At 64.5% G+C, this 14,780-nt stretch carries 13 protein-coding genes; 10 read left to right on the forward strand and 3 right to left on the reverse strand.

Annotation, left to right across the window (positions count from 1 at the left end):
- Positions 1–96 precede the first annotated feature (96 nt).
- The 3 genes from ACTJK6_RS05070 to alaS form a co-directional block, all read right to left on the reverse strand.
- Positions 97–1,137 (reverse strand): purine-nucleoside phosphorylase, encoded by a 1,041-nt coding sequence (locus ACTJK6_RS05070; RefSeq protein ID WP_440838457.1) that lies wholly within the window; start codon positions 1,135–1,137, stop codon positions 97–99.
- On the reverse strand, positions 1,134–2,249 hold the full coding sequence (locus ACTJK6_RS05075) for a purine-nucleoside phosphorylase (RefSeq protein ID WP_440838458.1): 1,116 nt from the start codon (positions 2,247–2,249) through the stop codon (positions 1,134–1,136). Before ACTJK6_RS05075 ends, ACTJK6_RS05070 begins: the two co-directional genes overlap by 4 nt.
- A 304-nt stretch (positions 2,250–2,553) precedes the next feature.
- Positions 2,554–5,196, reverse strand: coding sequence for an alanine--tRNA ligase (gene alaS / locus ACTJK6_RS05080; protein ID WP_433866638.1), 2,643 nt, complete (start codon positions 5,194–5,196; stop codon positions 2,554–2,556).
- A gap of 207 nt (positions 5,197–5,403) precedes the next feature.
- Between alaS and ACTJK6_RS05085 the strand changes: the two genes are divergently transcribed.
- The 10 genes from ACTJK6_RS05085 (at position 5,404) to ACTJK6_RS05130 (ending at position 14,746) form a co-directional block, all read left to right on the forward strand.
- Positions 5,404–6,624 (forward strand): CaiB/BaiF CoA transferase family protein, encoded by a 1,221-nt coding sequence (locus tag ACTJK6_RS05085; protein WP_440838459.1) that lies wholly within the window; start codon positions 5,404–5,406, stop codon positions 6,622–6,624.
- 32 nt (positions 6,625–6,656) lie between these two features.
- Positions 6,657–7,109, forward strand: coding sequence for a DUF2214 family protein (locus tag ACTJK6_RS05090; RefSeq protein WP_045204537.1), 453 nt, complete (start codon positions 6,657–6,659; stop codon positions 7,107–7,109).
- A gap of 294 nt (positions 7,110–7,403) precedes the next feature.
- Positions 7,404–7,826, forward strand: coding sequence for a tripartite tricarboxylate transporter TctB family protein (locus tag ACTJK6_RS05095; protein ID WP_232042982.1), 423 nt, complete (start codon positions 7,404–7,406; stop codon positions 7,824–7,826).
- A gap of 19 nt (positions 7,827–7,845) precedes the next feature.
- On the forward strand, positions 7,846–9,348 hold the full coding sequence (locus ACTJK6_RS05100; RefSeq protein ID WP_440838460.1) for a tripartite tricarboxylate transporter permease: 1,503 nt from the start codon (positions 7,846–7,848) through the stop codon (positions 9,346–9,348).
- A 191-nt stretch (positions 9,349–9,539) separates the two neighbouring features.
- Positions 9,540–10,538 carry a lipase family alpha/beta hydrolase gene (locus tag ACTJK6_RS05105; RefSeq protein WP_440816520.1) on the forward strand — a complete coding sequence of 333 codons (999 nt, stop codon included), beginning with the start codon at positions 9,540–9,542 and terminating at the stop codon, positions 10,536–10,538.
- A 53-nt stretch (positions 10,539–10,591) separates the two neighbouring features.
- Positions 10,592–11,614: a lipase secretion chaperone gene (locus ACTJK6_RS05110; protein WP_440838461.1), complete on the forward strand. Its 1,023-nt coding sequence runs from the start codon at positions 10,592–10,594 to the stop codon at positions 11,612–11,614.
- Positions 11,615–11,676: 62 nt separating this feature from the next.
- The gene (locus tag ACTJK6_RS05115; protein WP_260802840.1) at positions 11,677–13,428 is read left to right on the forward strand and encodes a glutamine--tRNA ligase/YqeY domain fusion protein; all 1,752 of its coding nucleotides are present in this window, start codon (positions 11,677–11,679) and stop codon (positions 13,426–13,428) included.
- A 44-nt stretch (positions 13,429–13,472) separates the two neighbouring features.
- Positions 13,473–14,036 (forward strand): YceI family protein, encoded by a 564-nt coding sequence (locus ACTJK6_RS05120; protein WP_433866629.1) that lies wholly within the window; start codon positions 13,473–13,475, stop codon positions 14,034–14,036.
- 28 nt (positions 14,037–14,064) lie between these two features.
- Positions 14,065–14,286, forward strand: a complete 222-nt coding sequence (locus ACTJK6_RS05125) for an RNA-binding S4 domain-containing protein (RefSeq protein ID WP_024976310.1) — start codon at positions 14,065–14,067, stop codon at positions 14,284–14,286.
- 76 nt (positions 14,287–14,362) lie between these two features.
- Positions 14,363–14,746: an MAPEG family protein gene (locus ACTJK6_RS05130; RefSeq protein ID WP_232042256.1), complete on the forward strand. Its 384-nt coding sequence runs from the start codon at positions 14,363–14,365 to the stop codon at positions 14,744–14,746.
- Positions 14,747–14,780: the final 34 nt, after the last annotated feature.

Consider the following 14,780-nt stretch of genomic DNA (forward strand, 5'->3'; position numbering starts at 1 on the left):
CTGGAGCGATGGTCAGGGGGTGGGCATTCGCCCGTGGCCCTCCATCAAATGAGAATGATTCGCATTATATAGATTGAAATGTGATGTCAGCAACTGTTAATTCGCCGGCACCCCCTGTTTCCACTGGGGCCAGTGCTGCACGATCTCGTCCAACAACGGCTTGGCCGCGTTGACGAGATTGTGCGTGGCCGGCACGAAGCCGCCCTGCTGCGCATAGTTGATGAGCCCATCGGAGGCGCTTTGGCCGTCGTACGGACGGTCGAAGTCGGACCCGGCGCGCAGCAATGCCACGCGGCTGAAGTCGACCTTGCCGGCACGTGCGCCGCGCGTGAGCACTTCCAGCGTGGCGTTGTCTTCCTGCGCCGTCGTGCAGTAGGTGCCCTTGTTGTCGGTCATCGTCTTCACCCAGTCACGCGCGCGCTGACCGAGGTTACGACCGGCCCACCATGTATCGGCGGAGGCCACGTCGCACTGGATGACGGCGGGTGGCTGGTTGGCCGGCGCATACGCGTAGTTTTTGCGGAAGGCGATGGCCTCGGGGCTGTCTTCCAGCGTCGCCGATTTCGACAACGTGTACGCCTTCTGCAGCAGCGCCTCGTTGAGCTGGAACACCTCGGTGCGGTAGTCCATCGGCGGCTTCTCGCCGGGGCCCTTGGTGCCGATGCCGAAGTAGCCGTACGGCCAGCCAGCCGGCATCTCGCGCGCATCGATCTCATGCGAGAGGCCGTAATCGACCGCATACCGCGCCCACGCCGCCGAGCCCACCGTCCCCTGCCCCGGGTCGATGCCCGCAATGCCGGCAATCACAAAGTAGGTGTGCGAAAGGTCCAGCTTGCTGCGATAGAGCAGCGCGGAAATCGTCGATGCGGCATTCGCATAGCCCATGCCCGTGGTGACCTGGCAGATGCCGTCGTAGTTGCACAGCATGTTCGGCGCGTCGGGCGACAGGCCGGAGATGTAGACCTTCTCCTTCAGGTCGTAGCGGTCGATAAAGGGTTGGGCCTCGCCCTGGAACATGTTGATGACGATGACTTTCACCCCGTCATACGCGCAACTGTTCAAGGTCAACGCTGCCAAGCCCACGGCGCACAGCTTCGCGACGGATCGCATGGGTGTCTTGAGTCGGGAATCGATCATGGCGAGGGCACTCCGTGTTTCCACACGCTCCAGCGCGTGACGATCTCGTTGACCAGCGGACCGCCCGCCAGATAGAGGTTATTGAGCGACGGCACGAACCCGCCCGAGTTGCTGTTGACCAGCGAGTCATACGGCGTCTGCCCCGGATACGGCCGGTCAAAGTTGGACGCGGTACGCAGCACGGCCACGCGCTGCAGATCGAGCAGGCCCGCCTTCGCACCGCGCGTGAGCGCCTCGAAGGTGGCGTTGTCTTCCTGCTGCGTGGTGCAGTAGGTGCCCTGCCCGTCCGTCAGCAGCTTGACCCACGCGGCTTCACGCTCGCCCAGCTTGGCGCCGTGCCAGTACGTGTTGCCGGCAGCGGTGTCGCATTGCACGACGGCGGGCGGCTGGTTGGCCGGTGCGCTCGGGTAGTTGGCGCGGTAGGCCCGCGCGGTGGCGTTGTCGTCCAGCACCGCGCCCTTGGAAAGCGCCAGCGCCTTCTGCAGCAGCGCCTCGTTCACGCGAAACACTTCGGTCTTGTAATCCAGCGGCGGCTTCTGCCCCGGGCCCTGCGTATTGATGCCGATGAAGCCGTTGGGCCAGCTGGCGGGCACCTCGCGCGCATCAATCTCCCATGCGATGTCGCTGTCGATCAGGAAGCGCGCCCACGCGGCGCTGCCGAGCGTGCCCTGCGACGGATCAATCCCCGCAATGCCCGCTACGAGGAAATACGTGCGCTGCAGATCGAACTTGCCGCTGTAGATCAGCGCCGACACCGACGACGCAGCATTCGCCTTGCCCATGCCGGTGGTGAGCTGGCAGACGTCGCTGGCGTTGCAATGCACGTTCGGATAATCGATGGAGAGGCCCGGCACCGGCACGTCTTGCGTCAGGCCCAGCTTGTCGATCCACGGCTGCGCCTCGGGCGCGAACATGCTGATGATCAGCACCTTGACCTTGCGCGCGTGCGACTCGGGCGCAAGTTGCGCAACCGGTTGTGTCGATGCACCGACGCCGGCCGCCAGCAAGGCGCCAACCGCGACGGCGCGCGCCAATCGTTTGCCTTTGCGCCCGAGCAGCCGATGCGGCGGCTGCGGTGGCGGGGCGTCGACCTTGTCAGATAGGACGCTCATGGTTCTCCTCGGATTTGGGGATAGGAATGGGATCAACCCGCGCTGTGGGGAACAGCGCGCGCAACCGATGCAAGTTGCCTGCCAAGCGGCACACAATCCCTACACAATCGGCAACGTTTTCCCGGTATAGGCCATGGCGGGGCCTGTCTCCAGCGGCAGGCGTTTGCCAGCCGACTTGTCAAACAGGCCTATACAAGTCTGCGAAGCGTGCGCGGCGCACGGAATGGGGCCCAAAAAACGAACGGCGCGCGCCCCGTTGCCGGGAACGCGCGCCGTTCAGCGCATCCGATACGAAGGGGTTACATCACACCTTCTGCTGCACCCACGCTGCCACACCGGCCAGCGCCTGCGGCAGGTTATCCGGCTCCGTACCGCCGGCCTGCGCCATGTCCGGGCGGCCGCCGCCCTTGCCGCCGACCTGCTGGGCGACAAAGTTGACCAGCTCGCCGGCCTTGACCTTGGCCGTGGCGTCAGCCGTCACGCCGGCAATGAGCGCCACCTTGCCGTCGGTCACGCTGCCCAGCACGATGGCCGCGGTCTGCAGCTTGTCCTTGAGCTTGTCCATGGTCTCGCGCAGCGTCTTGGCATCGGCGCCGTCCAACTTGGCAGCCAGCACCTTGATGCCGGCCACGTCCACGGCCTGGCTCACCAGTTCGTCGCCCTGGCTGGCGGCCAGCTTCGACTTCAGGCGCTCCAGCTCCTTCTCGAGCGACTTGACCTGATCCTGCACCTGGCCGATACGCTGCGTCAGTTCCGACGGCTGGGCACGCAGTGCGGCGGCCGCTTCGTTGATGCGCGTGTCGAGCGTCTGCAGGTAGTGCAGCACGTTGTCGCCGGTGATGGCTTCCACGCGGCGGATGCCCGCTGCCACACCCGATTCGCTCACGATCTTGAACAGGCCGATGTCGCCCGTGCGCGCCACGTGCGTGCCACCACACAGTTCCTTCGACGAACCGATCGACAGCACGCGTACTTCGTCGCCGTACTTCTCGCCGAAGAGCGCCATCGCGCCGTTCTTGACCGCGTCGTCAAAGCCCATGAGCTGGGCGCTCGTGGCCGCGTTGGCAAAAATTTCTGCGTTGACGCGCGCTTCCACTTCGCGAATCTGCAGCGGCGTCATCGGTGCGTTGTGCGAGAAGTCGAAGCGGGTCTTTTCCGCATCGACCAGCGAGCCCTTCTGCTGCACGTGGCTGCCCAGCACTTCACGCAGCGCCTTGTGCATCAGGTGCGTCGCCGAGTGGTTACGCATGGTGCGCGCGCGGCGCACCGCGTCCACTTCCGCCGCCACAGCGTCGCCAACCTTCAGCACGCCGGTGCGCAGCTCGCCGTGATGGCCGAACACTTCCGGCTGCACCTTGAGCGTGTCGGCCACGTCAAACCAGACGGTCGCGGCCTTGAGCGTGCCCTGGTCGCCAACCTGACCACCTGATTCCGCATAGAACGGGGTGTGGTCCAGCACCACGACGCCGGTCTGGCCCGGGTGCATTTCCTGCACCGATGCGCCATCCACAAACAGCGCCGTCACACGCGCGGTTTCGCGCACGAGTTGGTCGTAGCCGTGGAAGGTGGTCTTGTCGCCGGTGTAGTCGAGCGTGCCGGCGGCCATCTTGAACTTGCCGGCGGCGCGTGCCTGCTCGCGCTGGCGGTTCATGGCGGCATCAAAGGCGGCTTCGTCGACGATCACGTCGTTCTCGCGGCAGACGTCTTGCGTCAGGTCCAGCGGGAAACCGAAGGTGTCGTGCAGCTTGAAGGCGAGTTCGCCGTCGAGCATCTTGCCGCCGTTCGCCTTGAGCTCGCCCAGCGCGCCGTCGAGGATCGACATGCCGTGCTCGATGGTCTCGAAGAAGCGGGCTTCTTCGGTGCGCAGCACCTCGACCACGCGGTCGCGTGCCTCGCGCAATTCCGGATAGGCTTCGCCCATCTGCGCGACGAGGTCGTCCACGAGCTTGTGGAAGAACGCTGCGCGGCAGCCGAGCTTGTAACCGTGGCGGATGGCGCGGCGGATGATCCGGCGCAGCACATACCCGCGGCCTTCATTGCCCGGAATCACGCCGTCGACAATCAGGAACGAGCACGCGCGGATGTGGTCGGCAATCACGCGCAGCGAGTTGTTGGCCAGATCCTTGGTGTGGGTCTCGCGCGCGGCGGCGGCGATGAGCGCCTGGAACAGGTCGATCTCGTAGTTGCTGTGCACGTGCTGCAGGATCGCAGCCAGACGCTCCATGCCCATACCGGTGTCGACGCACGGTGCGGGCAACGGGGTCAGCGTGTATTCGCCGGTCGCCGGATCGAGCTGGCGATCGAACTGCATGAACACGTTGTTCCAGATTTCGATGTAGCGGTCGCCGTCGGCTTCCGGGCTTCCCGGGGGGCCGCCCCATACGTCCGGGCCGTGGTCGTAGAAGATTTCCGAGCACGGGCCGCACGGGCCGGTTTCGGCCATCTGCCAGAAGTTGTCGGAGGCGTACGGCGCGCCCTTGTTGTCGCCGATGCGCACGACGCGCTCGGGCGGCAGGCCGATGACCTTGGTCCAGATGTCGTAGGCCTCATCGTCGGTCTGGTAGACGGTGGCCCACAGCTTGTCGGCCGGCAGCTTGTATTCCTGCGTCAGCAGCTCCCACGCCCACACGAGTGCGTCGCGCTTGAAGTAGTCGCCGAACGACCAGTTGCCGAGCATTTCGAAGAACGTGTGGTGGCGCGCGGTGTAGCCGACGTTTTCCAGGTCGTTGTGCTTGCCGCCGGCGCGCAGGCAGCGCTGCACGGAAGCCGCACGCACGTACGGGCGCTTGTCGGTACCAAGGAAGACATCCTTGAACTGCACCATGCCGGAGTTGGTGAACAGCAGCGTCGGGTCGTTGCCCGGCACCAGCGGCGAGGAGCGCACCACGGTGTGGCCCTTGCCCTCAAAGAAGGTCAGGAATTTTTGGCGGATATCGGAGGCTTTCATGTCGCGGGGTGCCGGAGTCAGCATTGCGCCTTGGAGCATCCCGCTCCTGAGCGCCTTGGATTAGTGCAAACCGTTGATTATACGGGGTTCGCGCCCGGGTCGCGTCCATTCTGCGCCGCATTTTCCCCGGTTGGTCGCATGGGGCTGCGCCCCTTCCGGGGCGTGGTGTAGAGTGCACCCGTTCCAATTGTGTCGATTCGTCAATCCATGGGCGCTCTGAGCCATCTCCGTGTTCTCGACCTGACCCGCGTGCTTGCCGGCCCCTGGTGCGCGCAGAATCTTGCCGATTTCGGCGCCGACGTCATCAAGGTAGAACGCCCCGGCGCCGGCGACGACACGCGCACATGGGGCCCGCCGTGGCTCAAGGACGAAGCCGGCCAGGACACCGCCGAAGCCGCCTATTACCTGGCCGCCAACCGCAACAAGCGCTCGATCACCGTCGACATCAGCACGCCCGAGGGCCAGGACATCGTGCGCCAACTCGCCGCGCATGCGGATGTGGTGCTCGAGAACTACAAGGTCGGCCAGCTCAAGAAATACGGGCTCGACTACGCATCGCTCAAGGCGGTGAAACCGGACCTCATCTACTGCTCCATCACGGGCTTCGGCCAGACCGGCCCCTACGCCGCGCGCGCCGGCTACGACTTCATCGTGCAAGGCATGGGCGGCTTCATGAGCCTGACCGGCGAGCGCGACGACCTGCCCGGAGGCGGCCCGCAGAAGGCCGGCGTGGCCATTTCGGATTTGATGACCGGCATGTACGCCACCGTGGCCGTGCTGGCCGCTCTTGCCCATCGGGACCGCACCGGCGAGGGCCAGTACATCGACATGGCGTTGCTCGACGTGCAGGTCGCCATGCTGGCCAACATGAACACCAACTACCTCGCCAGCGGTCAGGCGCCCAAGCGCTGGGGCAACGCGCACCCGAACATCGTGCCGTATCAGACGTTCCAGGCGTCCAATGGCTGGATCATCGTGGCGGTCGGCAATGACGGGCAGTTCCGCCGCTTTGTGGATGCCGGCGGCATGCCCGAGCTGGCTGACGACCCGCGCTTTGCCACCAACCCGCAGCGCGTGGCCAACCGCGACGTGCTGGTGCCGATCCTGGCCGAGATGGTCAAGCGCTTCAGCAAAGGCGAATGGATCGACAAGCTCGAAGCCGCCGGCGTGCCGTGCGGCCCGATCAACTCGCTCGACGAGGTGTTCGACAACGAGCAGGTACAGGCGCGCGGCCTGCGCGTCGACCTGCCTCACCCGAGCGCCGGTACCGTCAAGCTGGTCGGCAGCCCGGTCAAGATGAGCGCGACGCCGCCCAAGGCCGCAAGCCACCCGCCGCTGCTGGGCGAGCACACCGACGCCGTGCTGCGCGACGTGCTCGATTTCTCGCCCGAGCAGATCGAAGCCCTGCGCGTGCAAGGCGTCATCTAATCGCAACTTCTTCCACCCAAGACGAGGTCCTCATGTGGCTTGATGCGTTGCTGGCCTACCTGCATTACATATCGATCTTCACGCTGATCGTCTTTCTCACCGCCGAGGCCGTGGTGCTGCGCCCGGACATGACGCCCGAGACGTGCAAGCGCCTGGCGCGTTATGACGCCGTGTTCGGCTTTGCTGCCCTCGCGGTGTTGATCACGGGGTTGCTGCGCGTGTTCTACGGCGCCAAAGGCTACGCGTTCTACGTCCACAACCCGGTATTCCACGTCAAGGTTGGCCTGTTCATCCTGATCGGGCTGATGTCGATCATTCCGACTGTCACGATCCTGCGCTGGAAGAAGCAGGGCAAGACGCTGCCCAACTTCGTACCCACGCCCGCGGAAATTGCCAAGACGCGGCGTTGGGTCATGATCGAGTCGCACCTGATCATCTTCATTCCGCTGGCGGCTGTGTTGATGGCACGCGGCATCGGCATGTAAATGCACAGGGCCGCGCAACCGCGTTGTGCGGCCCCAAGTTTCCCCAAGGCAACGCTAGGGACAAACCCTGAATCGTCTGCCCAGGCGCCGCGCCGGGCCATGAGAAGGCCCGCCTTCCCCTCCGCAAGGTGCTTGAAAGCCGGTCTGCTTAGCGTGCAAACTTGGCCGCCTTACAAGGTACAAGGCGGCCAGCCACACCCGGCGCAGCACGCTACTCCGAGGAGACCCGACTTGCAGAACGATCAACGAGGTGGTCCGGTGATCCGCAGTCACCAGGATTTTGCATCCGGCATCATGTTCATCGTCGCTGGTGCGGCGTTTGCCATTCTGGCGCGCAGCTACCGCATGGGTACGGCAGGCAGCATGGGCCCGGGCTACTTCCCGTTCTGGCTGGGCGTGGTGCTCGTGCTGCTGGGCGTGGTCGTAGTCGTGCAATCGTTGTCGCGCAAAGGTGTGGCCGATCGCATTCCGCGCTGGGACGTCAAGACGCTGCTGTGGGTGCTCGGCTCCGTGGTGCTGTTCGGGCTGCTGCTGCAACCGCTTGGGCTGGTCCTATCCATTGTGGTGCTCGTGCTGGTCTCCAGCATGGCGAGCCACGAGTTCACGCTCAAGGGCGCCGCCGGTACGGCCATCGTGATGGTGGTGATGAGCCTCGGGGCCTTCGTCTACGGGCTCAAGCTGCAGTTTCCGGTGTGGCCTGCCTTCATCGGCAATTGAGCGGGACGCGGACGACACCATGGATCTCTTTGCCAATCTCGCGCTCGGTTTCTCCACCGCGCTTTCCATACAGAATCTGATCTACGCGTTCATCGGCTGCGTGCTCGGAACGCTGATCGGCGTGTTGCCTGGCCTTGGCCCCATCGCCACGATTGCGATGCTGCTGCCCGCCACATACGCGCTGCCGCCCGTGGCCGCGCTGATCATGTTGGCCGGCATTTACTACGGCGCGCAGTACGGCGGCTCCACCACGGCCATCCTCGTCAATCTGCCGGGCGAATCCTCGTCTGTCGTCACAACCATTGACGGCTATCAGATGGCCCGGCGGGGGCGGGCCGGCGTGGCGCTGGCAACCGCCGGCCTCGGCTCTTTCTTCGCTGGCTGCGTGGCCACGCTGGTGCTGGCGGCGTTTGCCACGCCGCTGTCCGAATTCGCGTTCAACTTCGGGCCAGCGGAGTATTTCGCGCTGATGGTGCTGGGCCTGATCGGCGCGGTGGTGCTGGCTTCGGGCTCGCTCGTCAAGGCAATAGCGATGATCGTGTTGGGCTTGCTGCTCGGCCTGGTCGGCACCGATGTGAACTCGGGCACCGCGCGGTATTCGTTCGACGTGCCGGAGCTGGCCGACGGGCTGAACTTCGTGTCGGTGGCAATGGGCGTGTTCGGCTTTGCCGAGATCATCGCCAACCTCGAACAGAGAGAGCACCGCGAAACCTTTGTCGAGCACGTGCGCAACCTCTGGCCCAGCCGCGAAGACTTCAAGCGCATGATCCCGGCCGTACTGCGTGGCACGGCGCTCGGCTCGCTGCTGGGCATCCTGCCCGGCGGTGGCGCGACGCTGGCGTCGTTCGCGTCGTATTCGCTGGAGAAGAAGACGTCGAAGTATTCACACGAGTTTGGCAAGGGCGCCATCGAAGGTGTGGCCGGTCCGGAATCGGCCAACAACGCTGCCGCGCAGACGTCCTTCATCCCGCTGCTCACGCTGGGCATTCCGCCCAATGCGGTGATGGCACTGATGGTGGGCGCGATGACCATCCACAACATCCAGCCCGGCCCGCAGGTGATGACCAGCAACCCCGCGCTGTTCTGGGGCCTGATCGCCTCGATGTGGATCGGCAACCTGATGCTGATCGTGCTGAACCTGCCGATGATCGGCGTGTGGGTGCGCCTGTTGAAGGTGCCGTATCGCTTCCTGTATCCGGCCATTCTGGTGTTCTGCTGCATTGGCGTGTATTCGGTGTCGAACACGACATTCGATATCTTCCAGACGGCGCTCTTCGGCTTGATCGGCTACATGTTCGTCAAGCTGCGCTGTGAACCGGCACCCATGCTGCTCGGTTTTGTGCTGGGGCCGATGATGGAAGAAAACTTCCGCCGCGCGCTGCTGCTCTCGCGTGGGGATTTCTCCACGTTCGTCACGCGGCCGCTGTCGCTTGGGCTGCTGATTGCGGCGGGCATCCTGGTCTTGCTGGTGGCGCTGCCCGCCATCAACAGAAAACGCGAGGAGGCGTTTCAAGAGGAATAAGCCCAGCGATGTTGTTGCATCGCACCCTACCAAACCGGAGGCTCGCCCTCCGGTTTTTATTTGCGCACGCGGCAGCGCAGCATTAGAGCCAAACCTCCACTTCAGTTGACGTCGGACACGGCGCTTCGGATAACGGAGGGCGATCGGCCCAAAGAGGTCGACCACCTATCCAATGTCCAGGAGACAACCGAATGTCACAGACTTCCCTGCTCCATGCTCTGTATGGATCAGCGCGCAGCTTCCTGCGCACGCACGCTGCAGCCGCCGTCTTGGCCACATCCGCCCTCACCCTGGGTGCCGCTGTGCCGGCCCAGGCCGCCAGCACCTATGCCGCAACCAAGTACCCGATCGTGCTGGTGCATGGCCTGTCGGGCACCAGCAAGTTCCTCGGCGTGGTCGACTACTGGTACCAGATCCCTGAAGACCTGCGCGCCAATGGCGCCAATGTCTACGTGGCCGACGTATCCGCCTTCAACGATGAAACCGTGCGCGGCGAACAGCTCGTCAGCCAGATCCGCAGCGTGCTCGCCACCACGGGCGCGGCCAAGGTCAACCTCATTGGACACAGCCAGGGCGGGCTGACCTCGCGCTATGCGGCAGCCGTCGTGCCGGACCTCGTGGCCTCCGTCACCACCATCGGCACGCCCCACAAGGGATCGGAGTTTGCGGACTTCGTGGAGTCGACACCGGCCCCGTTCCAGGCGCTCGTGAACCTCGGCGCCGATGTATTCGGCTCGGTGCTCGGCTGGTTCAACGGCAACAGCAATCCGCAGAATGGATTTGCGGCGCTGCACATTCTGTCGACGTCGGGCGCGGCTGATTTCAACAAGGCGTTCCCCAGCGCCGGGCTGGCGAGCGGATGCAACACCGGCAGCGCCACCGACGTGCGCAACGGCAACGTGCAGAAACTGTATTCGTGGACGGGCCGCTCCACCGCCACCAACCTTCTCGACGTGTTTGATCCGGTGCTGGTGTTCAGCGGCGGCGTCATGCAGGCACGGGGGTCGGGAACCAACGATGGGCTCGTCTCCGTGTGCAGCGCGAAGTTCGGGCAGGTCTTGTCGACGGATTACGCCTGGAACCACCTGGATGAGGTCAACCAGCTGCTCGGCCTGATCGGCTGGGGCGCGGCCGACCCGGTTGCAGTGATCCGCACGCAAGCCAATCGACTGAAGACGGCCGGTCTCTAACCCTCCAATCGCTGAACGCCACGATGAAACCCCAATCGCCATCGATACAACCCATGACGTTTGTTGTGGCCGTGCTGGTGGCGGTGTCGGTTGCGGGCGGGGTCTACTGGTGGCACACGTCGGACGCACCGGAAACGCCTGCGGCATCGCAGCCGCAGGCGGCCAAGGGCGCATTCATCGGCAGTGTCAGCGCCGAACCGTCGACAACCGTTGCGCCCGCGCCCGAGTTGGCCGATACGCAGGCGCCGGACGGCCTGCGTGTGGATACGCGCGGCCACCTCATCGTCGAAGCCGCCAACCGCGCGGTTTTTGACTACTTCCTCGACGTGCCCGCCTCGCTGCCCGAAGCGCGGCGTGTGTCGATGGCCGAGGCGCATCTGCGCGCCAAGCTGAGCACGCCGGCGCTGGCGGAAGCGCAATCTCTGCTGCAGCACTACCTGGCCTATCGCAAGGCAGCGGCTGCGAACGGAACAGCCGGCCGCAACAAGCCGAGCCTCGAACAAGTCCAGCAACGCCCGGAGTTGATCGCCACACTCCGCCAGCAGTTGAGCGAGCGCACCGCGCTGCGCCGCCAATACCTGGGCGCGGACGTCGCGCAGGCGTGGTACGGCGATGACGACGCGATGGACGCCGCCGCGCTCGACCGCCTCGCTGTGATGGCCGACCCGTCGCTCACGCCGGAACAGCGCGCTGCCAGGATCGCCGCCATCGATGCCAATCTCCCGCCATCGGTACAGCAGGCGCGCCGCGACGCCTCCGCCCCGCTCAAGCTGGCCAGCGACATGGAAACATGGACAAAGCAGGGCATGAGCGAAGCCGAGATGCGCCAGCGCCTGTCAGCCCGCGGCGTGGACGGCCTCGTGGCCGACCGCCTGATCCAGGGCAACCGGCAAGAAGCCGACTGGCGCAGCCGCTACGACGCCTACGCCCGCGAACGCGATCGCATCAACGCCTTTACCGGCCTGTCGGAAGCCGACCGCGCAGCGCAAATCGCGCAACTCCGGCAGCAGACCTTCACCGCCTCGAATGAGCTGTTGCGCGCACAGGCGCTCGACGGTCTGGCCCAGCGCAAATAGCGTCCGGGGGCGTAAACCGCCCGGCACTGTAAAATCGCGGGATTGCCGAATCACGCACTCCCATGAGCCAAGACAACGCCAACGCCAACGGGTCGACCGCCGCCGCCCCCACGTCCAATTTCCTGCGCCAGATCATTGATGGCGATCTCGCGCAAGGCACCTATGCCGATCGCAAGGACGCCACCGGCCAGCCGATCCCGCCGGTGGTCACCCGCTTCCCGCCGGAGCCCAATGGCTACCTGCACATTGGTCACGCCAAGAGCATCTGGGTGAACTTCGGCATGGCCCGCGATTACAACGGCCGCTGCCACCTGCGTTTTGACGACACCAACCCCGTCAAGGAAGACACCGAATACGTCGATTCCATCATCGACGCCGTGCACTGGCTCGGCTATTCGTGGAACGACGCCGGCGGCGAGCACCTCTACTACGCCAGCGACTACTTCGAGCAGCTTTACGGTTTTGCTGAAGTGCTGATCCAGCGCGGCGCAGCCTACGTCGACAGCCAAAGCGCCGAGCAGATTGCCGCCAGCCGGGGCGATTTCACCAAGCCGGGCACGCCGTCGCCGTTCCGTGACCGCTCGGTCGACGAGAACCTCACGCTGTTCCGCGACATGCGCGCCGGCAAGTACAAGGACGGCGAACACGTCCTGCGCGCCAAGATCGACATGGCCGCACCGAACATCGTGATGCGCGACCCGGTGCTGTACCGTATCCGCCATGCGCATCACCACCGCACCGGCGACGCATGGTGCATCTACCCGATGTACGACTTCACGCATTGCATTTCCGATGCGCTGGAGAACATCACGCATTCGCTGTGCACGCTGGAATTCGAAAACAACCGCCCGCTGTACGACTGGGTGCTCGACCACCTGCGCGACGCCGGCGTGCTGCCCGCACCGTTGCCGCATCAATACGAATTCGCGCGACTGCACCTGACGTACGCCATCACCAGCAAGCGCAAGCTGCTGCAACTGGTGACGGAAAAGCGCGTCGATGGCTGGGACGATCCGCGCATGCCGACGCTCGTTGGCATCCGCCGCCGCGGCTATACGCCCGAATCGATCCAGCTCTTCTGCGAACGCGTGGGCGTGTCGAAAGCCGATAGCTGGATCGACATGAGCATCCTGGAAGGCGCCGTGCGCGACGACCTCGATGCGCGTGCGCCGCGCTCGGTGGCCGTGCTGGACCCGGTCAAGCTGGTGCTCGACAACGTGCCGGCCGATTTCAACGAGCCGTGCTCCGCACCCGTGCACCCCAAGCAGCCTGAACTCGGCCGCCGCGAATTTCCCCTCACACGTGAACTGTGGATCGAGCGTGAGGACTTTACCGAGACGCCGCCCAAGGGCTACTTCCGCCTGTTCCCGGGCAACAAGGTGCGCCTGCGCTACGGCTATGTGATCGAATGCACCGGCTGCGACAAGGATGCCGACGGCAACATCACCGCCGTGCACGCCAACATCATTCCGGATACGAAGAGTGGCACGCCGGGTGCTGACAGCGTCAAGGTGAAGGGCAACATCCACTGGGTGAGCGCCGCACATGCGCTGGAAGCTGAAGTGCGCCTGTACGACCGCCTGTTCAGCGACCCGCAGCCGGATTCGGGCGACAAGAACTTCCTGGATGCGCTCAACCCCGACTCCAAGAAGACTGTCACGGCCTATCTGGAGCCCACGCTGGCAACGGCCAAGGCGGAAGACCGCTTCCAGTTCGAGCGCCACGGCTACTTCGTGGCAGACCGCGTCGATTCGCAACCGGGCAAACCCGTGTTCAACCGCGTGGTCGGCCTGAAAGACAGCTGGGGCAAGTAAGCACAGGCCCATGCGCGCCATGGGCCTCTGATAACGGAGGCATCATGCGTGCATGGATTCTATTGCTGGCGGGGTTGTTCACCACTCCCGCCTTTGCCACATCATTTGCGCCGGATCTGGCGCACACATCGGTCTACTTCGGCGCAGCGCATTTCGATCGCAGCACGATGCGCGGCCGCTTCGACAAGATCGACGGCGCCATCAATTTCGATGAAGCCACCAACCAGGGCGGCTTCGATTTCACCGTCGACGCTGCATCCGTCAACACGCGCCTGCGGGTGCTGGACGGTGTGCTGAAATCGGAGCAGTTTCTCGACGCTGCGCAATTTCCGATCATCCGCCTGCGCAGCGACCGCTTTGTCGTGGAAGGCGGCAAACTGGTCGCCATCGAGGCCAAGCTGACACTGCACGGCGTGACGCAGCCTGTGAGGCTGGAAGTGCGCCGCTTCAGTTGTGGCGACGAGAAGATGCCCGGCAGCACGCGCCACGTTTGCGGCGGCGATTTCCATCTTGCCATCACCCGCAGCGCGTTCGGCATGACACGTTTCCTGCCCGATGTCGGTGACCGCGTGGACCTCGACATCAGCGTGGAAGCCACGCCTCAATAAACCTCGCAACAACCGCTGTAATCCATTCATGCCCAATATCGATTTCGCCCTGACCACCGAATACATCGAGCTGCACAAGCTGCTCAAACTGACTGGCGTGGTGGACAGCGGCGGTGCCGGCAAGGCGGTTGTCGCCGACGGAGCGGTCACGGTCGACGGCCAGCCGGAACTGCGCAAGACTGCCAAGATTCGCGCAGGCCAGGTGGTCATGCTCGGGGATGTGCGCATTGCCGTGCAGGGTGTCGACTAGCGCCTCAGGTGTTTGAAAACGCACCTTGTGCTAGGGTGCGTCACCTTCACACCCATCCACATCCAGGAGACTGACCATGCCGATCGCCCTCTGGTGCGTTCTGGTGGCAGCGGTGCTGCCGATCGTGTCTGTCGGCATCGCCAAGGCCAAAGGCCCGCGGTACGACAACCGCAACCCACGCGGGTGGCTCGCACAGCAGACCGGCGTAGCGGCCCGTGCCGCAGCCGCACAGCAGAATCACTTTGAAGCGTTTCCGTTCTTTGCGGTGGCTGTGCTGGTGGCCATCCTGGGCGGCGGCGTGATCGACCGCATCAACCTGCTGGCCATCGCATTCATCGTGGCGCGCGTGCTGTACACGGTGTGCTATCTCGCCGACTGGGCACCACTGCGTTCGCTGACGTGGTTTGCAGGCTTTGCCCTGTGCGTTGCGCTGTTCGTCCAACCGGCCTTCGCGCACTGAGCTTCCGCTCTGCCAACAAAAACGGCGCCCAGGT

The organism is Ralstonia sp. 22086, assembly GCF_052045975.1.
GTDB lineage: Bacteria > Pseudomonadota > Gammaproteobacteria > Burkholderiales > Burkholderiaceae > Ralstonia > Ralstonia wenshanensis.